The organism is Roseicyclus sediminis (assembly GCF_025515305.1).
GTDB lineage: Bacteria > Pseudomonadota > Alphaproteobacteria > Rhodobacterales > Rhodobacteraceae > Roseibacterium > Roseibacterium sediminis.
On record NZ_JAOPHT010000005.1, the window covers coordinates 96,702 to 117,302 of the forward strand.

21 protein-coding genes are annotated in these 20,601 nt (G+C 69.0%); 11 read left to right on the top strand and 10 right to left on the bottom strand.

The genetic code is table 11. The features are described from left to right. The first annotated feature begins 4 nt into the window (after positions 1–4). The 7 genes from N8I71_RS09240 (at position 5) to N8I71_RS09270 (ending at position 7,536) form a co-directional block, all read left to right on the top strand. Positions 5–1,435, top strand: coding sequence for a M20 family metallopeptidase (locus N8I71_RS09240; protein WP_262877684.1), 1,431 nt, complete (start codon positions 5–7; stop codon positions 1,433–1,435). Positions 1,436–1,693: 258 nt separating this feature from the next. Further along, on the top strand, positions 1,694–1,969 hold the full coding sequence (locus N8I71_RS09245; protein ID WP_262877685.1) for a hypothetical protein: 276 nt from the start codon (positions 1,694–1,696) through the stop codon (positions 1,967–1,969). A 60-nt stretch (positions 1,970–2,029) separates the two neighbouring features. Then, entirely contained in the window at positions 2,030–3,004 is a 975-nt protein-coding gene (gene mbfA, locus N8I71_RS09250; protein WP_262877686.1) for an iron exporter MbfA, read from the top strand. Between the two features lie 217 nt (positions 3,005–3,221). Beyond that, positions 3,222–4,352, top strand: a complete 1,131-nt coding sequence (locus N8I71_RS09255) for an ABC transporter permease (protein ID WP_262877687.1) — start codon at positions 3,222–3,224, stop codon at positions 4,350–4,352. Between the two features lie 2 nt (positions 4,353–4,354). Continuing rightward, positions 4,355–5,152, top strand: a complete 798-nt coding sequence (locus N8I71_RS09260) for an ABC transporter ATP-binding protein (protein ID WP_262877688.1) — start codon at positions 4,355–4,357, stop codon at positions 5,150–5,152. Beyond that, on the top strand, positions 5,153–6,892 hold the full coding sequence (locus N8I71_RS09265) for an MlaD family protein (protein ID WP_262877689.1): 1,740 nt from the start codon (positions 5,153–5,155) through the stop codon (positions 6,890–6,892). 8 nt (positions 6,893–6,900) lie between these two features. Next, on the top strand, positions 6,901–7,536 hold the full coding sequence (locus N8I71_RS09270; RefSeq protein WP_262877690.1) for an ABC-type transport auxiliary lipoprotein family protein: 636 nt from the start codon (positions 6,901–6,903) through the stop codon (positions 7,534–7,536). On the opposite strand, the gene N8I71_RS09275 is transcribed toward N8I71_RS09270, so the two are convergent. From N8I71_RS09275 to glpD, 3 genes are read right to left on the bottom strand one after another with little or no spacing between them, the layout of a single operon-like run. Further along, complete coding sequence (locus N8I71_RS09275) at positions 7,533–8,372, bottom strand: carbon-nitrogen hydrolase family protein (RefSeq protein ID WP_262877691.1); 840 nt, start codon at positions 8,370–8,372, stop codon at positions 7,533–7,535. The two genes, N8I71_RS09270 and N8I71_RS09275, sit on opposite strands and share 4 nt — an antisense overlap. Beyond that, entirely contained in the window at positions 8,365–9,849 is a 1,485-nt protein-coding gene (gene glpK / locus N8I71_RS09280; RefSeq protein WP_262877692.1) for a glycerol kinase GlpK, read from the bottom strand. Before glpK ends, N8I71_RS09275 begins: the two co-directional genes overlap by 8 nt. A gap of 57 nt (positions 9,850–9,906) precedes the next feature. Next, positions 9,907–11,475, bottom strand: a complete 1,569-nt coding sequence (gene glpD, locus N8I71_RS09285; protein ID WP_262877693.1) for a glycerol-3-phosphate dehydrogenase — start codon at positions 11,473–11,475, stop codon at positions 9,907–9,909. 101 nt (positions 11,476–11,576) lie between these two features. Here glpD and N8I71_RS09290 point away from each other — a divergent pair, with 101 nt between their 5' ends. After that, positions 11,577–12,338, top strand: a complete 762-nt coding sequence (locus N8I71_RS09290; protein WP_262877694.1) for a DeoR/GlpR family DNA-binding transcription regulator — start codon at positions 11,577–11,579, stop codon at positions 12,336–12,338. Here N8I71_RS09290 and N8I71_RS09295 read toward each other — a convergent pair. Then, positions 12,322–13,020, bottom strand: coding sequence for an arylesterase (locus N8I71_RS09295; protein ID WP_262877695.1), 699 nt, complete (start codon positions 13,018–13,020; stop codon positions 12,322–12,324). The two genes, N8I71_RS09290 and N8I71_RS09295, sit on opposite strands and share 17 nt — an antisense overlap. On the opposite strand from N8I71_RS09295, the gene N8I71_RS09300 reads away from it, so the two are divergent. The 3 genes from N8I71_RS09300 (at position 13,019) to N8I71_RS09310 (ending at position 17,135) form a co-directional block, all read left to right on the top strand. Continuing rightward, positions 13,019–13,714 carry an ABC transporter ATP-binding protein gene (locus N8I71_RS09300; RefSeq protein ID WP_262877696.1) on the top strand — a complete coding sequence of 232 codons (696 nt, stop codon included), beginning with the start codon at positions 13,019–13,021 and terminating at the stop codon, positions 13,712–13,714. The two genes, N8I71_RS09295 and N8I71_RS09300, sit on opposite strands and share 2 nt — an antisense overlap. After that, positions 13,711–16,236 carry an ABC transporter permease gene (locus tag N8I71_RS09305; protein ID WP_262877697.1) on the top strand — a complete coding sequence of 842 codons (2,526 nt, stop codon included), beginning with the start codon at positions 13,711–13,713 and terminating at the stop codon, positions 16,234–16,236. The genes N8I71_RS09300 and N8I71_RS09305 overlap by 4 nt, the downstream gene beginning before the upstream one ends. Before the next feature lie 89 nt (positions 16,237–16,325). After that, the gene (locus N8I71_RS09310; protein ID WP_262877698.1) at positions 16,326–17,135 is read left to right on the top strand and encodes a metallophosphoesterase; all 810 of its coding nucleotides are present in this window, start codon (positions 16,326–16,328) and stop codon (positions 17,133–17,135) included. Between the two features lie 11 nt (positions 17,136–17,146). Here the strand turns inward: N8I71_RS09310 and mnhG are convergent, their stop codons facing one another. Genes mnhG through N8I71_RS09340 form a run of 6 tightly spaced genes read right to left on the bottom strand, consistent with a single transcriptional unit; the run spans position 17,147 to position 20,599 of the window. Beyond that, positions 17,147–17,476, bottom strand: coding sequence for a monovalent cation/H(+) antiporter subunit G (gene mnhG, locus N8I71_RS09315; RefSeq protein WP_262877699.1), 330 nt, complete (start codon positions 17,474–17,476; stop codon positions 17,147–17,149). Next, on the bottom strand, positions 17,476–17,805 hold the full coding sequence (locus tag N8I71_RS09320) for a monovalent cation/H+ antiporter complex subunit F (protein WP_262877700.1): 330 nt from the start codon (positions 17,803–17,805) through the stop codon (positions 17,476–17,478). Before N8I71_RS09320 ends, mnhG begins: the two co-directional genes overlap by 1 nt. A gap of 4 nt (positions 17,806–17,809) precedes the next feature. Then, positions 17,810–18,286, bottom strand: coding sequence for a Na+/H+ antiporter subunit E (locus N8I71_RS09325; RefSeq protein ID WP_262877701.1), 477 nt, complete (start codon positions 18,284–18,286; stop codon positions 17,810–17,812). Further along, positions 18,283–19,821, bottom strand: coding sequence for a Na+/H+ antiporter subunit D (locus N8I71_RS09330; RefSeq protein WP_262877702.1), 1,539 nt, complete (start codon positions 19,819–19,821; stop codon positions 18,283–18,285). Before N8I71_RS09330 ends, N8I71_RS09325 begins: the two co-directional genes overlap by 4 nt. Beyond that, entirely contained in the window at positions 19,818–20,180 is a 363-nt protein-coding gene (locus tag N8I71_RS09335) for a Na+/H+ antiporter subunit C (protein ID WP_262877703.1), read from the bottom strand. Before N8I71_RS09335 ends, N8I71_RS09330 begins: the two co-directional genes overlap by 4 nt. Further along, a complete protein-coding gene (locus tag N8I71_RS09340) occupies positions 20,180–20,599 on the bottom strand; it encodes a Na+/H+ antiporter subunit B (protein WP_262877704.1) in 420 nt (139 codons plus the stop codon). Before N8I71_RS09340 ends, N8I71_RS09335 begins: the two co-directional genes overlap by 1 nt. Positions 20,600–20,601: the final 2 nt, after the last annotated feature.

The window sequence follows — 20,601 nt, forward strand, 5'->3', positions numbered from 1 at the left end:
TGACATGCAGAATACATCCGAGATCCCGCGCCTCGTGGACCACCACAGGGACGACCTGATCGGGCTGGCCGACCGCGTCTGGGGCATGCCCGAAACGCTCTACGGCGAGTTTCGCTCCTGCGCGGAACACACGGCCATGCTGCGCGCCAAGGGATTCCGTGTGACCGAAGAGGTGGCGGGCATCCCGACCGCCGTAATGGGCGAGGCGGGGAAGGGCGGGCCGGTCATCGCGATCCTCGGCGAATACGACGCGCTTCCGGGCCTCAGCCAGGTGGCGGGCCTCGACCACCCGCAGGAACTGGAAGAGGGCGGCCCCGGTCATGGCTGCGGACACAACCTGCTGGGTTCCGGCGCGCTGCTCGCGGCCTGCGCGGTCAAGGACTGGCTCGAGGCGACCGGCACGCAGGGGCGCGTGCGCTACTATGGCTGCCCCGCCGAGGAGGGGGGCGCGGCCAAGGCCTTCATGGTGCGGGACGGCGCCTTCGATGATGTTGACGCCGCCGTGACCTGGCATCCCGGCGGCATGACCCGCGTCGACGACCCCCTGTCGCTCGCCAACACGCGGATGGATTTCCACTTTTCCGGGCGTTCCGCACACGCCGCCGCGCAGCCCCATCTCGGCCGCTCCGCACTCGACGCGGTGGAACTCATGTCCGTCGGCGTGAACTACCTGCGCGAGCACATGCCTCAGGACGCCCGCATCCACTACGCCTATCTCGACGCGGGCGGGAAGGCGCCGAACGTGGTGCAGTCGCGCGCCGCCGTGCGCTACTCGATCCGAGCGCTCAAGCTGCACGAGATGCTGGCCCTTGTGGAACGCGTGAAGAAGGTGGCCGAAGGCGCGGCACTCATGACCGAAACGACGGTCGAGGCACGCATGTTCGCCGCCGTCTCGAACCATTTCGAGAACCTGACCATGGACCGGATCATGCAAGACGCGCTCGACGAGCTTGGCGGTGTCCCGTTCGACGAGGACGACCGCGCCTACGCCCGACGCATCCAGGCGACGCTGTCGCCGCAGGACATCGCGGCGGAATGGTCGGTCGTGAACGAGGCCCCGCGCGCGGGTGCGGCGCTCTGCGACTGGGTCGTGCCGATGCGCCCCGGGGGCGAGGTGCTGATCGGGTCGACCGATGTGGGCGACGTGACATGGAAGGTTCCGACGACCGAGGTTCTGGTCGCCACCGCCGCCATCGGCACGCCGCTGCACAGCTGGCAGATGACGGCACAGGGGCAGTCGGGTGCGGCGCACAAGGGGATGGTCCATGCCGCCAAGGCCATGGGCCGCGTGACGCAGATCCTCCTGAGCGATCCCGCGCGTCTTGCCGAGGCCCAGGCTGAACATGCGGCCCGCCTCGCCGTCACGCCCTACGTCTGCCCGATGCCCGCCGATCACCGCCCGCCGCTGGTGCCCCGCCCGCAGGCCGCCGAATAGGCCGGATGCGTCGGAGCCACCGGCAGGTCGGGAACCGGGCCGGGTCGCCCGTCTTCCCCGCGTCAAGAACGCGCACCAATCGGAGTGTCCCACCCCGGGATCGGGTTGTGCCGATCGCGCCGAACGGGGCGGCGTGACCGCCACTGCCGCGCCTTGCCAGGGCGACGCGGCGCGGCCTTGCGCCGGGCCCCTCGGTCATCTGCAGGTCGCGTCCGCGACCGTCGAAGACGCCCCCTGCGCGGCGGCGGCGTTTTCGCGATGGTCGACATGAACGGGGACGGCCTTCTCGACGCAGGGGAGCAAGTCTCGTTTGACGGGGCGCGCGCAGGCGATATGGAATTGGGTTGCGGCCAAGGTCAGGGCGCGATGCGGGGCGCGACCGGGGAACTTGCGTTGGCGTTCGGTGACGCCGACTTGGACGGCAAGATCATCCTCGATGGGTCCCTCGCCCAGGCGGTCGCGTCGATCGCATGCTTGGACCGCGATGGCGGCGGAGGCGTGAGCTCCGCCGCTCTCGGCCCCATGCGCGGCTGACCGAGGAACACTCAGGTATGCCCCTTCGGGCGCACCGCTGACGGCAAAGGGAGAAGCGTCATGGTCTTCACGATGAACCGGCGAAGGTTTCGCGACCTCTCGGAACAGGAAGTGCTGGCGCTTGCAATATCCTCGGAAGAGGACGACGCCCGGATCTATCGCGGCTATGCCGAACGCCTGCGGCAGGATTTCCCCGACAGTGCCAAGCTCTTCGACGAAATGGCCGCCGAGGAGGACAACCACCGTCAGCGCCTGATCGAGCTTCATCGCAGCCGCTTCGGCGAGGTGATCCCGCTTATCCGCCGCGAACACGTGGCCGGATACTACGCAAGGCGGCCCATCTGGCTGGTCCAGAACCTCGGACTGGACCGCATCCGCGCCGAGGCGGCCGCGATGGAACAGGAGGCCGAGAACTTCTACCTGCACGCGGCACAGCGGACCAGCGATGCGGCCACCCGCAAGCTGCTGGGCGATCTCGCCCGCGCCGAGGCCGGGCATCGCGTCAGCGCCGGCAGGGCCGCCGAAACCCACCTCGACACCGAAAGCCGCGAGACGGAGGACGCACGCGCCCATCGCCAGTTCGTCCTAACCTGGGTGCAGCCGGGCCTCGCCGGCCTGATGGACGGGTCGGTCTCGACGCTCGCGCCGATCTTCGCGACGGCCTTCGCCACGCAGGATACCTGGACGACCTTCCTCGTCGGTCTCGCGGCTTCGGTCGGCGCGGGGATCTCGATGGGCTTCACCGAGGCCGCCTCGGACGACGGAGAGCTTTCGGGGCGCGGTTCCCCCGTCAAGCGCGGCTTCGCCTCGGGCATCATGACGACGCTGGGCGGCCTCGGCCATGCCATGCCCTACCTGATCCCGGATTTCTGGACGGCCACGATCACGGCCATCATCGTCGTCTTCATCGAGCTCTGGGCAATCGTGTGGATTCAGAACCGCTTCATGGATACGCCGTTTTTCAGGGCGACGTTCCAGGTCGTGCTCGGGGGCGCGCTTGTCTTCGCCGCCGGCGTGCTGATCGGTGGCGGCTGACCAAAGCAGAAAACGATGGCATCCCCGCGTCGGGTCGCCGGTGTCGCCGCGCCGAAACATGCGACGGGGTGGTTTGCGGTTGCGCCCCGGCACGGCGTGGGCAGTGTAGCGGAATGGATTGCCAGGGGTGGAATCGAAGCCGCGGACCTCTCGCAAGGTCCTGGACCCGGTGCCGGGGGGACGCAGTCGTGTCCCGGGGGCCTCTCGGGTGGTCGCCGTGAACCCTGACACGGACATCGGCGTCGAGATCGATGGCGAGGCGCGCCCGATCCGGGTCACGCTCAGCGGCGCCTACACGATTCACACTCTCACCGAGGTCGGGCGCCGGCTCGACGGGCTCGGCCCCGATATCGTCATCGACCTCGGCCGCGTGACCCGTCTGGACACCGCCGGGGCCTGGTCGCTCCTTTCCCTCAGGTCGCGGCTGGAAGGCGGCGGCGGTACTCTCTCGCTCGAGGGCACGACACCGGAGATGGACGCGGTCATCGAGACGGTGGCCGGCGCCCTGCCCGGCGCGACCGAGACGCACGACGAAGACGAAGGGCGCACACTCGCCGACCGTCTCGATGACCTCGGCCGCGCGGTGGTGGGGGGCGGGCAGGCCCTAATGGGATATGCGGGTTATCTCGGGCTCTTTCTGGCCGGGCTTGTCCGCGTCATCCTCCACCCGCGCGAGTTCCGCCTGACGGCGCTCGTGCATCATTGCGGCGAGGTCGGGCTCAAGGCCGTGCCGATCGTCGCGCTGATGTCCTTTCTCATCGGCATCGTCCTCGCATTCCAGGGCGCGTCGCAGCTCAGGCAGTTCGGCGCCGAGGTCTTCGTCGTCGACCTCATCGCGGTGTCGATCCTGCGCGAGCTGGGCATCCTGCTAACGGCGATCATCGTGGCGGGGCGCACGGCCTCGGCCTTCACCGCCGCCATCGGTTCGATGAAGATGCGCGAGGAAATCGACGCGATGCGCACCCTCGGGCTCGACCCGACGACGGTTCTTTTCGTGCCGCGGATCCTCGCGCTCCTCCTCATGCTGCCGATCCTCGGCGTGATCGCCAACTTCTCGGGCCTCGTCGGCGGCGGGCTCATGTCGTGGATCGAGCTCGGGATCTCGCCCCAGATGTTCCAGACGCGCCTGCTGGAAGGCGAGCACGCGAACCACCTGATGGTCGGCCTCGTGAAGGCGCCGTTCTTCGCCCTGATCATCGGCGTCGTGGGCTGCCGCGCGGGCATGCAGGTGCGGAGCAACGCGGAATCCCTCGGCCGGCAGACATCGAACTCGGTCGTCGCGGCGATCTTCGCGGTCATCGTGGCCGACGCCCTCTTCTCGATCTTCTTTTCCGAGATCGGGGTGTGACGATGGCGGATCGCGAGACCGTCATCGAGGTGCGGGGACTGCGCAACCAGTTCGGCGACCACGTCGTGCACGACGGACTGGACCTCGACGTCTACCGGGGCGAGATCATCGGGATCGTCGGCGGCTCCGGCACCGGGAAATCGGTGCTGCTGCGCACCATCGCCGGGCTTCAGACCCCGGCCGCGGGGCAGGTCCGCGTCCTCGGCACGGACGCCTTCACCGCCGACCCCGACGCGCGCGCGGCGCTCGAGGCACGCTGGGGCGTGATGTTCCAGGACGGCGCGCTGTTCTCGTCGCTGACGGTGCGGGAGAACGTCGAGGTGCCGATGCGCGCGATCGGGGATCTCGCGCCGGAAACCGCGAGGGCGCTGGCCGATCTGAAGATCTCCATGGTCGGCCTGCCCCCCAACGCGGGCGACAAGTATCCCAGCGAGCTTTCGGGCGGCATGCGCAAGCGCGCGGGCCTGGCGCGCGCGCTCGCGCTCGACCCCGAAATCGTGTTTCTCGACGAGCCGACGGCCGGTCTCGACCCGATCGGAGCGGCGGATTTCGATGCCCTGATCCGTGGACTCAGCCGGTCGCTTGGCCTAACGGTGTTCCTCGTCACGCATGACCTCGACACGCTTCATGCGGTGTGCGATCGCGTGGCCGTCCTGGCCGAACGCAAGGTGCTGGTGACCGGGACGATGCAGGACATGCTGTCGGTCGATCACCCCTGGGTGCGCTCGTATTTCCACGGCCCGAGGGCAAGGGCGGCGCTCGATGGCGCGGCTGCAGGCACCGCGAAGGAAGAAGACTAGGTGGAAACGAAAGCCAACTACGTCCTTATCGGCCTCTTCGCGCTGGCGGGGTTCCTCGGCATCCTCGGGTTCTTCCTGTGGTTCGCCCGGGTCGAGCTCGACCGCCAGTTCGCCTATTACGACATCCGTTTCACCTCCGTCTCCGGCCTGAGCAACGCCTCAGACGTGCGCTTCAGCGGGTTGCCCGTGGGACAGGTCGTCGATGTCCGGCTGTCCCCGGAACGGGACGGGCGCATCAACGTCCGGGTCGAGATCGCCGCCGACACGCCTGTTCGGACCGACAGTATCGCGACCATCGAGTCGCTCGGGGTGACGGGCGTGTCCTACGTCGCGATCGGCCCCGGCACGCCCGAGGCCCCCTTGCTCGCCGATGTCAGCGACGCCCCCTTCCCCGAGATCGAGGCCGGGCGCTCGACGCTTCAGACCCTGACCGAGGATGCGCCCGAACTCGTCGAAGAGACACTGCGCGTGGTGCGCGAGATCGGCGACATCTTCAGCGGCGAGAATGCTGTCAGGATCGAGCGGATCATCGTCAACGCCGAGACCGCGTCGGAGGATTTCTCGACCGCGATGGCGGGCTTCTCCGGCATCGCCGAGACGATCGACGGCTTCGCCAGCCAGATCAACCGCTTCAACACCACGCTCGACGAGCTGACCTCGGAACTGGCGGTGGTGCTGGAATCGGCCGACGAGACGCTCGGCTCGATCACCGAGCTGGCCGACGAGACGACGCTGATCGTGCAGAATGCGTCCGGCACCGTCAGCAACATCCAGGCGGTGACCGGCGAGGCGCAGCGCTACATCGCCGAGGACCTGACCGCGGCGACCGCCGAGGTCGAGGAACTGATCGCGGGGCTGAGGGGTGAGGTGACGCGGATCGGAGCCGAGGCCAGCGCGATGATCGCATCGCTCCAGGAGACCGGAACCACCGCGACGGCCCGGCTGGCCGAGGCCGAGGGCACGCTGGAGCGTGTCGATACACTGGTCGCCACGCTCGACAGCGCGGGCGTCGCGGTGGAGGCCGCCGCCGCACGGCTCGACACGCTGATGGAGACGGAGGGCGCGCCGCTCCTGGCCGAGACGCGGGTCGCCGTGGCGAACGCGACCGAGGCCATCGCCGCCATCGGCACCGCCGCGGAAACGGACCTGCCGGCGATCATGACCGAGATCCGCGGCGCGCTGGCCGATGTCCGCACGGTCGCCGACACCGTCGGCGCAGACCTCACCGAAGCCAGCGGCGGGGTCGCGGAACTCGTGACCGAGGCGCGCACGACCATGGCGCAGGTGAGCGAAACCTTCGCCAATGCCAATACGACGCTGGCCGCGATCAACGGCGCGCTCGAAACGGGCGAGCGCACGCTCGCGGCCGCCGAAAGCGCCTTCACCGGCGCGGACCGGATCATCAACGAGGAGATCCAGACCCTCATCGCCGAACTCGACGCGACGGTGACCGGACTGAACGAGGCGGTTGCGACCGTGTCCGAGGATCTTCCGGTCATCTCCGACGAGATCCGGGCGGCGAGCGAGGCCGCGGCGGCCGCCTTCGTGCGCCTGCAGGGTCTGGTTGACACCTCCGCGCCCGGCATTCAGGACTTCACTGCGAACGCCCTGCCGCTTTTCTCGCAGCTCGCGCAGGAGACCCGCATGCTGATCGGCAACCTCGACCAGTTGAGCCGCCAGATCGAGCGCAACCCGACCCAGTTCATCCTGGGACGGGACGTGCCGGAATTCAGACGCTGAGGAACCCCGTGCAACCTTCGTCAATCCTCCGCGCCCTCGGCCTCGCCCTCATGCTTCCGCTTCTGGCGTCCTGCGGTGCGGTCTCGGCACTCGGCGACGCGACGACCCCGCTCGAGGTTTTCGTGCTGGAGCCACCCGGCGACCTTCCGGTGCGGCAGGGCCGCCCGCTCAGCCGGGACATCATCGTGGAGGAACCCACGACCGGCGGGGCACTGGCCACCGAACGCATCATGATCCGCCCCGCCGCCCTCCAGGCGCAGTACCTGCCCGGCGTGCAGTGGAGCGATCCGGCGCCCGTGATGCTGCAGACGCTGATGCTGCGCGCGCTCGACCAGACGCAGGCCTTCGAATACGTGGGCCGCCGTCCGCTCGGCGCCGGTGGCGACTTCGCCATCGTGACGGAACTCGTCGATTTCCAGGCCGAACTCGCGCCCGATGGCGACAGCGCCCAGGTCTCGGTGCGGATGATCTCTCGCATCGTGCGCGAACGCGGCGTGACGATCGTCGCCACGCGCACCTTCGCCGCGACGGCAAGCGCGCCATCGCTCGAGGATCGGGCCATCGCGGAGGCCTTTGACGAGGCTACCGGACGCGTCGTATCGGAATTCTCGGTCTGGGTCCTGTCGACCCTCGGGGCGATCTAGAGGCGCCGGAGGGGCACGTCCTGACCGGTCTGCAGGGCCGGGATCTGCCGCCTTGCCGCCTCGACCCGTGACAGGTCGAGTTCGACCACCGCCAGCCCCGGCGCCTCGCGTCCGAGATCGGCCAGGACCGCCCCCCAGGGATCGACCGCCATCGCGTGACCCCACGTCTCGCGTCCGTCCGCGTGGTGGCCTGCCTGTGCAGCCGCAAGCACGAAGGCGCCCGTCTCGATGGCGCGCGCCCGGATCAGGATCTCCCAGTGCGCGCGGCCGGTGGGCACGGTGAAGGCGGAGGGAATGAAGATGAGCGTCGCCCCCTCCTGTCCGTAGCGGCGATAGAAATAGGGAAACCGCAGGTCGTAGCAGATCGAGAGGCCCCAGGGCCCCCAGGGCGTGTCCAGGATCACGGCCGCCTCGCCGGGTGCGAAGCGCTTGCTCTCGCCGATGGGTGCCTGCCCCTCGATGGCCACGTCGAAGAGGTGGACCTTGTCGTAGGTTGCCCGGATGGCGCCCGCCGCGTCGATCACGGCCGAGTGGTTCAAGAACCGACCGTCCGGCCCCAGCACGGGGGTGGAACCCGCATGTATCCAGATCCCGTGCCTTGCCGCCAGGTTCCGGCAGGCGGCAAGGAAGGGGTCGTCCTCCGCCTCCACCACCTGGCCCCGCGCGACCTCCGCGTTGCGGTTCATCAGCCCCGCGACCTCCGGCAGGCAGAGAAGCTCCGCCCCCTGCCCGACGGCCTGCGCGGCCAACTCCGTCACCGTGGCGATGTTCGCCGCGTGCGTGTCGGCCGAGCACATCTGCGCCACCGCGGCGCGAAGGGTGGTCCGCTCAGTCACGGGCGCTCAGGGTGCGGGACACCGCATCCTTCCACCCGGAATAGCGCGCCTCGCGGGTGCCCTCGTCCATCTGCGGCGTGAAGGTGCGTTCCAGCGCCCAGCCCTTCGCGAATTCGTCGAAGCCCGGGTAGACACCGGCCTGCATCCCCGCGACCCAGGCCGCGCCCAGCGCCGTGGTCTCCAGCACTTTCGGGCGGTCCACCGGCGCACCAAGGATGTCGGCGAGGAACTGCATCGTCCAGTCGGACGCCGTCATGCCGCCGTCCACCCGCAGCACGTTCGTGCCGCCCGCGCCGTCCCAATCGGCGGCCATCGCTTCCCAGAGGTCGCGGGTCTGGTAACCCACCGACTCGAGCGCCGCCTTCGCGATCTCCGCCGGGCCGCTGTTGCGCGTCAGCCCGAAGATCGCGCCCCGGCAATCGGGGTCCCAATAAGGCGCGCCGAGCCCGGTGAAGGCGGGCACGACATAGAGCGACTGCGAGGGATCGGCGCTGGCCGCGAGGCCCTGGCTTTCGGCGGCGTTGCCAATGATCTTCAGCCCGTCGCGGAGCCACTGGACCACCGCGCCCGCGATGAAGATGGACCCTTCCAGCGCATAGGTCACCTTGCCGTCGAACTGGTAGGCGATGGTGCCCAGGAGGCGATTGCGGCTTTCGACCAGCGTTTCCCCGGTGTTGAGCAGCGCGAAGCATCCCGTCCCGTAGGTCGACTTCAGCATCCCCGGCGCAAGACACGCCTGCCCCAGCGTCGCCGCCTGCTGGTCGCCCGCCACGCCAAGGATCGGGATCGCGTCGCCGAAATGTCCGGCCTCGGCCGTCCCGAAATCGGCTCCCGTGTCGAGGACCTCCGGCAGGAGGGTCCCGGGGATGTTCAGAAGCCTGAGAATATCATCGTCCCAGCGCCCTTCGCGGATGTTGTAAAGCAGCGTCCGCGCGGCGTTCGTGGCGTCGGTCACGTGCCGCTTGCCGCCGGTCATCTTCCAGATGAGCCAGGTATCGACCGTCCCGAAGGCGAGTTTCCCAGCCTCGGCTTTCGCCCGCACCCCCTCCACGTTGTCGAGAAGCCAGGCAAGCTTGGAACCCGAGAAATAAGGGTCGAGCAGGAGGCCCGTCTTCTCCCGCACCATCGGCTCGTGGCCCGCCTGCCGCAGGGCCGCCGTCATCGATGCGGTGCGCCGGTCCTGCCAGACAATGGCGTTGTGGACGGGCTTGCCCGTCTCACGGTCCCAAAGGACGACCGTCTCCCGTTGATTGGTGATGCCGATGGCGGCCAGCGGCCCCGGGGCCTTTTCCCTTGCGGCACGGACGGTGGAAAGGGTCGTGGCCCAGATCTCCTCTGGGTCGTGTTCCACCCAGCCCGAGGCGGGGTAGTGCTGCGTGAACTCCTCCTGCGCGCTCGCCACTGGCTGCAGCGCGGCATCGAACACGATGGCCCGCGTGGACGTCGTCCCCTGGTCGATGGCCAGCACCTGGGTCATGACCCCTCCTCCCTGTCGTTTTCCGGCAAGCCTACAAGGCCGCGCGGCGAGGGCAAGCTACTCGGCGGCATGGGCGGCTCGCTCGCCCGCCATGAAGCTCTCGATCTCCGCGATCTCGGCGGCGCCAAGCCTGAGCCCCAGCTTGGAGCGGCGCCAGACGACATCTTCCGCCGTGCGGGCGTATTCGCGCTCCATAAGCCAGCGCAACTCCGCCTCGGTGATCGTCGCACCGAATTCGCGGCCGAGCGCGGCGGCGTCCCCGGCCTCGCCAAGGATCGCCCGCGCCTCGGTCCCGTAGGCGCGGGCCAGCCGCGTCGCCCAGCGCTCGGTCAGGAACGGGTAGTCGGCGCGGAGACCCGCGATCAGCGCGTCGACACCGTCCACCGGGAAATCCCCGCCCGGCAGCGATACGCGTGCCGTCCAGTCGCCGCCGGCGTTCGGGAAGAAAGGCACGATCTTCGCAAGCGCCGCCTCGGCCAGCCGCCGGTAGGTCGTGATCTTGCCGCCGAAGACGTTGAGGAGCGGCGCGCCCGATTTGTCCATCGAAAGCACGTATTCCCGCGTGGCCGCGGTCGCCGACTTCGCCCCGTCATCATAAAGCGGGCGCACGCCGGAATAGGTCCAGACCACGTCCTCCGCCGTCAGGCTTTCGGCGAAATACTGGTTGGCGAAGCGGATGAGGTAGTCGCGCTCCTCGGGCGTGCAGACCGCCTCGCCCGGTGCGCCGACGTGCTCCTGGTCCGTGGTGCCGATCAGCGTGAAGTCGGTCTCGTAGGGGATCGCGAAGATGATCCGCCCGTCCGTCCCCTGGAAGAAGTAGCACTTGTCGTGGTCGTAGAGACGCCGCGTCACGATATGGCTGCCGCGGACGAGGCGCACGCGCTCGGGCGTGTTCTGCCGCGTGACGTTCTGGATGATGTCGCCGACCCAGGGGCCGCCGGCGTTCACCAGCGCGCGGGCATGGATCACTTCTTCGCCGCCGTCGCGGGAGAGGGTCACGCGCCAGAGGTCGCCCTCTCGCGCGGCACTCTTCACCTTCGCCCGCGTCAGGATGCGGGCGCCGCGGGCCTCGGCATCGCGGGCGTTCAGGACGACGAGGCGGGAATCCTCGACCCAGCAATCGGAGTACTCGAAGGCGCGCCCGAACCGCGGCTGGAGCGGCTGGCCTTCGGGCGTTCCCTCCAGCGACAGGCCGCGCGTACCCGGCAGGATCTTCCGCCCGCCGAGATGGTCGTACAGGAACAGGCCGAGCCGGATCAGCCAGGCCGGTCGCCGTCCCTTCATCCAGGGCATCACGGTGGACAACAGCCGCGAGGTCGGCGTCTCGCTGTCGAACCGCATCTCGGGCGAGAGCGGCAGAACGAAGCGCATCGGCCAGGAGATGTGCGGCATCGCGACAAGCAGCGTCTCGCGTTCCTCCAGCGCCTCGCGGACAAGGCGGAACTCGAAGTATTCCAGGTACCGCAGGCCGCCGTGGAACAGCTTCGTGGAGGCCGAGGAGGTCGCGCCCGCGAGATCGCCCATTTCCGCGAGGCAGACCGACAGGCCCCGCCCCGCCGCGTCGCGCGCGATGCCGCAGCCGTTGATGCCGCCGCCGATGATCAAGATGTCGAAAGGTTCGGCCATCCGGGGGCCTCCTCAGCCGCTGTGCCGGTCAGGAGCGGTTTTGCAGCCCATGTTCGTTTTGTCAATTTTCATGTTCGTTTTTTTTCGCTATTCCCGATCACATGACGATGACCCCGCGCCAGCATGACATCCTTTCCGCAGTCCGCGAGGCCGGCCGTGTGACGGTCGACGGCCTTGCCGAACGCTTCGGGGTGACAGTGCAGACGATCCGTCGCGACCTTGGCGCGCTGTGCGATGCGGGCGTTCTGGACCGAACCCATGGCGGCGCGATGCTGCCCTCGGGCGTCACCAACATCGGCTACGAGGCTCGAAGGCAGGTGGCGGCCGAGGCGAAAGAAGCCATCGGCCGCGCGGCGGCGGCGCTGGTCCCGCCCGGCGCCTCGCTGTTTCTCAACATCGGAACGACGACCGAGGCGGTCGCGCGCGCGCTGATGGGCACCCCGAACCTCATGGTCGTGACCAACAACATGAACGTGGCGCAGATCCTCGCGGCCCATCCCTCGGCCGAGATCATCGTGACCGGCGGGCGCCTGCGGCGGTCCGACGGCGGACTCGTGGGCGACATGGCGGTTCAGACGATCCGGCAGTTCAAGGTCGATATCGCCATCGTCGGAGGCTCGGCGCTGGATGCGGACGGCGACCTTCTGGACTTCGACGCCGACGAGGTGCGGGTGGCGCGCGCCATTCTCGACCAGGCCCGCAGCGCAATGCTGGTCGCGGACGCGACAAAGCTCACGCGCAGCGCGCCGGTGCGGATCGCGGGGCTGGCGGATCTCGACCGCTGGATCACCGACCAGGCGCCGGGCGCGGGCCTCGAACGGCTTGCCGCCGAGGCCGGGACGCAGATCACGATCGCGGGCTGATCCTGCCGAGAAGCGCCTCGACCTCGGGCCCCAGGGCCTCGACGATCAGTGCGACACCCTCGGCGTTCGGATGGATGCCGTCGGGCTGCATGTAGCGGACAAGCGCGGCGGCCGGGTCGGCCTCCGCCGCTTGCGACAGCGGGGCGAGGAAACTCTCGACATGAAGCGCGCCGTATTGCTCGGCAAGGTCGGGATAAATCGCGTCGAAGGCCGCCTTGTAGTCCGGCCCGTAGTTCCCCGGCGCACTCAGCCCGATCAGAAGCACCGGCAGCCCCCGCGCCGCGGCCTCCGCGAGGATGCCGTCGAGATTGGCACGGCTGGCCTCGGGCGGCAGGCCGCGCAGGAGGTCGTTGCCACCAAGCGCCACGATCAGCGCATCCGCCTCGGGGCCGAGCGCCCAGCCGATCCGCGCGAGGCCGCCCGCCGTCGTGTCGCCTGACACGCCGTGGTTCTCCACGACCACCTCGTGCCCCCGCGCCCGAAGCCATGTCTGAAGCTGCGGAACGAAGCCCTGCTCCTCCACCAGCCCGTAGCCCTGCGTGAGGCTGTCGCCCAGCGCCACGACCGTGACCTCCTCGGCCAATGCGGTCCCGGCGAGGGACAGCGACACAAGGCCCGCCTTGCCGATACCCGCGACAACCCCATATGCCGTGGACACAAGTGAACGAAGGCGTTCAGTCATGGAAGATCCCGTCCTTTCCCTCGAAGATGCACGTCTGACGCTCGACGGCAATGCAGGTGCCGTCGACATCCTGCACGGCATCACGCTGAAGGTGGCGCGGGGCGAGACGGTGGCGCTGACGGGTCCTTCGGGGTCTGGCAAGTCGTCTCTCCTCATGCTGATGGGCGGGCTGGAACGGGCCACGGGCGGACGGGTGACCGCACTCGGTCATGACCTGACGGATATGAACGAGGACCGCCTCGCACGCTTTCGCCGCGAACATATGGGGGTCGTCTTCCAGTCCTTCCACCTCATCCCCACGATGACGGCGCTGGAAAACGTGGCGACGCCGCTGGAACTCGCCGGCCACGCGGACGCGTTCGAGCGCGCCGAAGCCGAGCTTGCCGCCGTCGGCCTCGCCTCCCGCGCGCATCACTATCCCGGCCAGATGTCGGGCGGCGAGCAGCAGCGCGTGGCGCTCGCGCGCGCCGCGGCACCCCGGCCGCACATCCTGCTGGCCGACGAGCCCACGGGGAACCTCGACGGGGCCACGGGGGCCGCGATCATGGAGCTTCTGATGGGCCTGCGCGACCGTCATGGCGCGACGCTGGTCCTTGTCACCCACGCGCCCGAACTCGCCCGCCGCTGCGACCGCGAGATCCGGCTGCGCGACGGGCGGCTGGCCGGGGACGCCGTCCGCGAGGCGGCGGAGTGAGCGTCGCGCTCAGGATCGCGGCGCGGGAGCTGCGCGGCGGTCTGAAAGGCTTCCGCATCTTCCTCGCCTGCCTTGCGCTCGGCGTCGCGGCCATCGCCGCGGTCGGATCGGTGCGCGAGGCGATCCAGGAAGGGCTGTCGCGCGAAGGCGCAACGATCCTCGGCGGCGATGCGGAAATGAGTTTCACGTATCGCTTCGCCGACGAGGCGGAGCGGGCCTTCATGGACGAGATGGCAGTCGGCGTCTCCGAGACCGCCGATTTCCGCTCCATGATCGTCGTGGACCGCGACGGCGGGCCCGAGCGCGCGCTGACGCAGGTGCGGGGCGTCGACGGGGCTTATCCGCTATATGGCGAGGTCGTGCTCGACCCGGCCATGCCACTGTCGCGGGCGCTGGAGGCGCGAGAGCTTCCCGGCATCGTCATGCAGCGCCTTCTGGTCGACCGCCTCGCGCTGTCTGTCGGCGACACCGTGCGGCTCGGCGTCCAGGATTTCGAGCTGCGCGCCGTGCTGGAGACGGAACCCGACGGCGCGGCGGGCGGCTTCGCTCTCGGTCCGCGCTCGATCGTGCATCTCGACGCGCTGGACGCTTCGGGGCTGCTCGAACCCGGCACGCTCTACGAAACCGAGTACCGCCTCGCGCTGCCACCCGGTGCCGACCTTGCCGCGCTCGAGGCCGAGGCCGAGGCGCTGTTCGCCGACAACGGCATGCGCTGGCGCGATGCGCGGAACGGGGCGCCGGGCGTGCAGGAATTCGTCGACCGGATCGGCGCCTTCCTCGTCCTCGTGGGGCTTGCGGGCCTCGCGGTCGGCGGCGTCGGCGTTTCGGCCGCGGTGCGCGCCTATCTCGACGGCAAGATCGCCACCATCGCCACGCTCAAGACGCTGGGGGCCGAGGCGCGGACGATCTTCACGATCTACTTCGCGCAGATCGGGGCGCTGACGCTTCTGGGGCTTGGCCTCGGCGTGGCGCTCGGGGCGGTGATCCCCCTCGTACTTGCGCCCTTCATCGAGGCGCGGCTGCCGGTGCCCATCGCCGTCTCCGTCTACCCCGCGCCGCTGGCCGAGGCCGCGCTTTATGGTGCGCTCACCGCGCTGATCTTCACGCTCTGGCCGCTGGCCCGGACCGAGCAGGTGCGCGCGGCAGCTCTCTATCGCGATGCGACCGGGCCCGCGCGCAAACTGCCGAGACCCATCTATCTCGCCGTGATCGCAGGCCTCGCCGCGGCCCTCGTGGGGGCAGCGGTGACCCTGTCCGGCATCCCCCGGCTCGCGCTCGGCACGGCTGCGGGCATCCTCGGTGCGCTCCTCCTTCTCGCGCTGTCCGCGCGCGGCATCCGCGCCCTGTCGCGCCGCCTCGCGCGCAGCCGCCGGGTCCGGGGGCACACCGCGCTGCGCACCGCGCTCGGCGCGGTCGGCGGGCCGGGGTCCGAGGCGACCTCGGTCGTGCTGTCCCTCGGCCTCGGTCTCGCCGTCCTCGCATCGGTGGGCCAGATCGACGCCAACCTCCGCGCCGCGATCCAGCGGGACCTGCCGGAGGTCGCGCCGTCCTACTTCTTCGTCGACATCCAGCCCGACCAGCTGGGCCCTTTCCGCGAGAGGGTGGAGAACGACCCCGCCGTATCCCGCGTCGACACCGCGCCCATGCTTCGCGGCATCATCACCCGCATCAACGGCGAGCGGGCGAGCGAGGTCGCGGGCGACCACTGGGTGATCCAGGGCGACCGCGGCGTGACCTACCTGCCCAGCGCGCCGCCCGCGGACGAGATCGTCGCGGGCGAATGGTGGCCGGACGACTACGCGGGCCCCCCGCTCGCGGCCTTCGCCGCCGAGGAGGCGCTGGAGATCGGCCTGACCGTCGGCGACGAGATCACGGTGAACATCCTCGGGCGGGACATCACCGCGACCATCGCCGCGCTGCGCGAGGTGACGTTCGAGAATGCCGGGATCGGCTTCATCCTGACCCTGTCGCAGAACGCGCTCGCGGGCGCCCCGCACACCCACATCGCCACCGTCTACGCCGAGGAAGAGGCGGAAGCCGCCATCCTGCGCGACGTGGCGGGCGCCGCGCCCAACATCACCGCGATCCGCGTGCGCGACGCCATCGACCAGGTCGCCGAGGCGCTGCGCAGCCTCGCGGCGGCCACCTCCTACGGCGCGGCGGCGACGCTTCTGACCGGTTTCATCGTCCTGATCGGCGCAGCGGCGGCGGGGGAGCGGGGCCGCGTCTTCGAGGCCGCGGTCCTCAAGACCCTGGGCGCCGAGCGCCGCACGATCCTGGCAAGTTTCGCGCTCCGCTCCGCGCTTCTGGGCGGGGCGGCGGGGATCGTGGCGATCGCCGCCGGCGCGCTTGGCGGGTGGAGCGTCACGACCTTCGTGATGGACACGTCCTACCGGTTCGAGCCGATCTCGGCGCTGGCCATCGTGATCGGCGGCGCGCTCGCCACGCTCATCGCGGGCCTCGCCTTCGCGCTTCGGCCACTCGCGGTCCGCCCGGCGCGCGTGCTGCGCGCCCAGGATTGACGCACGCCGTCAACAGCCTGCGCGGCATGCGTCCGCACCATATGCCTTTCCACTTGCCAATGCGTGCGCGAGAGCGCACCTGAAAACCCATGCTGCGCTCTGTCAGATCGCTACTTGGCCGCAGGGAACGGCCCCGCGACGTGCCCGATACCGAGGGTGCGCGGGAACTTGATGCGCCTCGGCCCGAGCGGCCCACCTATGTCGTGGGTGATCTCCATGGCCGCGCCGACCTCCTGGAGCTGCTGCTTGGCCTGATCGACGCGCATATCGGCGGCTCGGGCTCGGGCGACCCGCAACTCGTCTTCGTCGGCGACTACGTGGACCATGGCCCGGAAAGCGCAGAGACCCTGGCGCGGCTGCGCGAACTCACCCGCGACTATCCCGACAACGTGGTCTGCCTGATGGGCAATCACGAGCGCATGCTGCTCGATTTCCTGGCCGACCCCGCGACGCGCGGACCGCGCTGGATGCGCGAGGGCGGTGCCGCAACGCTTCTGAGCTTCCGCATCGATCCCGACCCGATCCTTTCGGGCGGCGGGGCCGAGGAATTCCGCGAGGCCGCCGCACGCCTCCGCAAGGCCATGCCCGAAGGCCTCGCCGGGTGGATGGCGAACCTGCCGCTCAGCTTTCGGTCCGGCAACCTTTGGGTCGTTCATGCCGGGGCAGACCCCGCCCATCCGATGGATCAGCAATCGTCGCGCGTGCTGCTCTGGGGGCATCCCGAGTTCGAGGCCGTTCCCCGCGCCGACGGCACATGGGTCGCCCACGGCCATGTCGAGATGCAGGGCCCGGTCTGCGAAGATGGGCGGATCGCGCTCGACACCGGGGCGTGGCGGACGGGGCGGCTCACGGCCTGCGCGCTCCGGCCCGACGGTCGCCACGACTTCCTGCAGACCTGAGCCCGGAGGGCCTAGCGGTTGAGCTTGCGCTCCGCGTCGTCCTCGATCTTCGTCTTCCACAATTCCACGCCCGAGCGGAACGCGGCGCGGCCGATCATATGGGCCGCCACAGGTGCCGTGATCAGCAGGAACAGGATCGTCGCGACTGCCCGCGTGATCGTGGCGGTATCCGCGAAATAGACCGCAACCGCCGCGAGGATGAGGCCGGAGCCCAGCGTGCCCGCCTTGGTCGAGGCATGCATCCGGATCAGGACATCCGGCAGCCGCAGCACGCCCAGCCCCGCGACGAAGCAGAAGAAGCCACCAAGAAGCACAAGTGCCGCCATCACGATCTCGGCCATCACACGTCCCCTTCGCCGGTTGTGGGTGCGACGGCATCGGCCGCCTGTGCCCGGTCCCGCCGCACCACGCGGCGCTCGACGAAACGGGCCAGCGCGACGGTGGCGAGAAAGCCCACCAGCGCCAGCACGATGGCCACGTCCACGAAGGCCGTGTCCTCCGACAGGATCGCGTAGAGGCCGCAGAACGAGACGATGAGCACCGTCATCATGTCGAGGGCGACGATCCGGTCGGGCAGGCTCGGACCCTTGATGAGGCGCACGAAGGCGAAGGCGACGCCCAACATCACCATCACGAAAGAGATGTCGACCGCGGTCTTGAGGATATCCATGGCTCTACTCCATCGCCTCGATCACCCAACGCTCCATCCCGCCCTTGAGCTGCGCGCGGATCGCGTCGGGATCGTCGGCGAACATGGCGTGGATGTAGAGGGTATTGCAGTCATCCGTCACGTCGAGCGAGAGCGTCCCCGGCGTCAGCGAGATGAGATTGGTGACCAGCAGGATCTCCATCTCGCCCTTCGCGTCGAGCGGCATGGCGATGATGCCCGGCCGTGCCTTGTGCTGCGGCGTCAGGACGTCCCAGATCACCTGCACCGAGCTGACGACCAGTTCGTAGAGGAACAGGACGATCAGCTTCGACCAGAGCCAGACGCGCTTGAAATACCGGTCGCTGCCGGGAAAGAGAGGCCGAGTGACATAGAGCGCCGCGGAGCCCAGCGCGAAACCTACGGCAAGCCCCGAAAGCGTGACGTTGCCCGTCAGAGCGGCCCAGGCGACGGCCAGCACGATGTTGAGCGTAAAGATGTTCATTCGCGCGCCTCCAGCATGGCAAGCCCTTCGGCCCCGACCGCCGGATCGCCCAGGACCGCCGCCACGTAGGCCGTCGGGTCGAGCAATTGCTCGGCCGAGCGCTCGGCGAAGGCCACGAAGGGTTCCGGAAAGAAGCCGATGACGCAGGTCAGCGCGGCCAGCGAGGCGATCGGCAGGAGGAGTGCCGCCCGGTCACGCGGCGTGAGGACCGCAAGCCGGGGCTCCAGCCCGGCGGGGTGCGGCTTCCAGAAGGCATAGCCCCAGATCTTCGTCATCGAGTAGATCGTCAGAAGGCCCACTACCAGCGCGACGGCGGCGATCCAGTAGGCGCCCGCATCGAGCGAGGCCTTCACCAGCACGTATTTCGCCCAGAACCCCGAGAGCGGCGGGAACCCCGCCAGCGAGAAGGCCGGGATCAGGAACAGAAGCCCGAGGACGGGCGCGAAGCGGTACATCCCGCCGATGGCCGCAAGGTCGGTCGACCCGGCGATGCGCTTGGCCACGCCCGCCACGAGGAAGAGGTTCGCCTTCACGATGATGTGGTGGACGAGGTAGAACACCGCCCCCACGATCGCGAGCGGGGTGAACAATGCCAGCCCGAGGATCATGTATCCGATCTGGCTGACGATGTGGAACGAGAGGATGCGGCGGAAGTCGTTCATCGCCGCCGCCCCCAGAACGCCCGTCACCATGGTGAAACCCGCAACCCACAGCAGGATGGTATGCGTATAGGCCACGTCGGTCGTGAAGATCAGCGTGAAGACACGGATCAGCGCATAGACGCCAACCTTCGTCAGGAGACCCGCGAAGATGGCGGACACCGAGAAGGCGGGCGTGTGGTACGAGGCCGGCAGCCAGAAGAACAGCGGGAAGACGGCGGCCTTCACGCCGAAGGCGATCATGAACATCACGGCGATGACGATCAGCAGGCCGGGATTGTCGACCTCCTGCACCGCGCCATGCAGGTCCGCCATGTTGAGCGTGCCGGTCATCCCGTAGAGAAGGCCCACACCCGACAGGAACAGGATCGTCGAGACGAGGTTGAGCGTCACGTACTTGATCCCGCCGTCAAGCTGCTCGCGCCGCCCGCCGAGGATCAGGAGACCGAAGGACGCGATCAGCATCACCTCGAACCAGACGTAGAGGTTGAAGAGGTCGCCCGTCAGGAACGCCCCGCACACCCCTGCCAGAAGCACCTGGAACAGTGCGTGGTAGCCCAGGACCTCCTTCCGCTCGTCGATGTCGGCAAGCGCGTAGACCGCCACGGCCAGACCCGTGATGCCGGTGATCACCACCATCACCGCCGAGAGAAGGTCGGCCACCAGCGTGATGCCGAAGGGCGCGGCCCACTGGCCCATCTGCGCGGCGACCACACCTTCGCGAAGCACCTCCGCCATCAGGATGCCCGACGCGACCAGGAGGCCCGCCGATCCGATGACCGACAGCCAGCGCCCCTCGGGGCCGCGGCGGAACAGGAAGGCCAGGACCGCGGTTGCGAAGGGAATGATGATGGGGGCTGCGAGTATCCAGCTCATCCCTTGCGCTCCTCTGGTTCGGCCAGCCGCATCTCGTCGGAGTTGAGGGTGCCGAGGTTCTGGTAGGTCCGGTAGACGAGCGTCAGCGCGAAGGCGAAGAGGCCGAAGCCGATGACGATGGCCGTCAGCACCAGCGCCTGCGGCAGCGCGTTGGCCACGGTCTCGAGCGGCGCATCGGCGCCTTCGGGGATCAGCGGCGGCGCCTCGGGCGTCAGGCGTCCCGAGACGAAGATCGTCAGGTTCGCCGCGTTCGAGATCAGGATCAGCCCGAAGATGAAGCGCAGCACGTTCCGCGCGAGCATCAGGTGCACCGATGCAGCCACGAGAACGCCCACCATGATGGCGACGAGAAGTTCCATCAGACCTCCTCCTCCAGCGCGAGCACAAGCGTCAGGATCGAGCCGAAGACCACGAGATACACCCCTATGTCGAAAACGAGGACGGACGAGATCGGCAGGCCCTTGTCGTCCTCCGTCGCCCCGATGAACAGCCATTGGCCGGTGAAGAAGGCGTCGTCGAAGAACACGGCCCAGACCCCCGCGCCCAGCGCCACGCCCAGCCCGATCATCGCGATGTTCTGCGGCTCGTAGCGAAGCGCGGCACGTGTCGCCTCGGCCCCTTGCGCGATGGCGTACAGGACAAAACCCGTGGCCCCGATCAGTCCGCCGATGAAACCGCCGCCGGGCAGGTTGTGGCCCCGGAGCAGCATGTAGACGGAGAACAGCAGCAGGAGCGACACCAGAAGCCGCGTCGCGGCGTTGAGGATGATCGAGTTCATGA

What these genes read in the sequence shown, in the direction of transcription:
- N8I71_RS09240 (WP_262877684.1), top strand. Translation starts at nt 5, where the DNA reads ATGCAGAATACATCCGAGATCCCGCGCCTCGTGGACCACCACAGGGAC.
- N8I71_RS09245 (WP_262877685.1), top strand. Translation starts at nt 1,694, where the DNA reads ATGGTCGACATGAACGGGGACGGCCTTCTCGACGCAGGGGAGCAAGTC.
- mbfA (WP_262877686.1), top strand. Translation starts at nt 2,030, where the DNA reads ATGGTCTTCACGATGAACCGGCGAAGGTTTCGCGACCTCTCGGAACAG.
- N8I71_RS09260 (WP_262877688.1), top strand. Translation starts at nt 4,355, where the DNA reads ATGGCGGATCGCGAGACCGTCATCGAGGTGCGGGGACTGCGCAACCAG.
- glpK (WP_262877692.1), bottom strand. Translation starts at nt 9,849, where the DNA reads ATGACCCAGGTGCTGGCCATCGACCAGGGGACGACGTCCACGCGGGCC.
- glpD (WP_262877693.1), bottom strand. Translation starts at nt 11,475, where the DNA reads ATGGCCGAACCTTTCGACATCTTGATCATCGGCGGCGGCATCAACGGC.
- N8I71_RS09290 (WP_262877694.1), top strand. Translation starts at nt 11,577, where the DNA reads ATGACGATGACCCCGCGCCAGCATGACATCCTTTCCGCAGTCCGCGAG.
- N8I71_RS09300 (WP_262877696.1), top strand. Translation starts at nt 13,019, where the DNA reads ATGGAAGATCCCGTCCTTTCCCTCGAAGATGCACGTCTGACGCTCGAC.
- N8I71_RS09295 (WP_262877695.1), bottom strand. Translation starts at nt 13,020, where the DNA reads ATGACTGAACGCCTTCGTTCACTTGTGTCCACGGCATATGGGGTTGTC.
- N8I71_RS09310 (WP_262877698.1), top strand. Translation starts at nt 16,326, where the DNA reads ATGCTGCGCTCTGTCAGATCGCTACTTGGCCGCAGGGAACGGCCCCGC.
- mnhG (WP_262877699.1), bottom strand. Translation starts at nt 17,476, where the DNA reads ATGGCCGAGATCGTGATGGCGGCACTTGTGCTTCTTGGTGGCTTCTTC.
- N8I71_RS09320 (WP_262877700.1), bottom strand. Translation starts at nt 17,805, where the DNA reads ATGGATATCCTCAAGACCGCGGTCGACATCTCTTTCGTGATGGTGATG.
- N8I71_RS09325 (WP_262877701.1), bottom strand. Translation starts at nt 18,286, where the DNA reads ATGAACATCTTTACGCTCAACATCGTGCTGGCCGTCGCCTGGGCCGCT.
- N8I71_RS09330 (WP_262877702.1), bottom strand. Translation starts at nt 19,821, where the DNA reads ATGAGCTGGATACTCGCAGCCCCCATCATCATTCCCTTCGCAACCGCG.
- N8I71_RS09335 (WP_262877703.1), bottom strand. Translation starts at nt 20,180, where the DNA reads ATGGAACTTCTCGTCGCCATCATGGTGGGCGTTCTCGTGGCTGCATCG.
- N8I71_RS09340 (WP_262877704.1), bottom strand. Translation starts at nt 20,599, where the DNA reads ATGAACTCGATCATCCTCAACGCCGCGACGCGGCTTCTGGTGTCGCTC.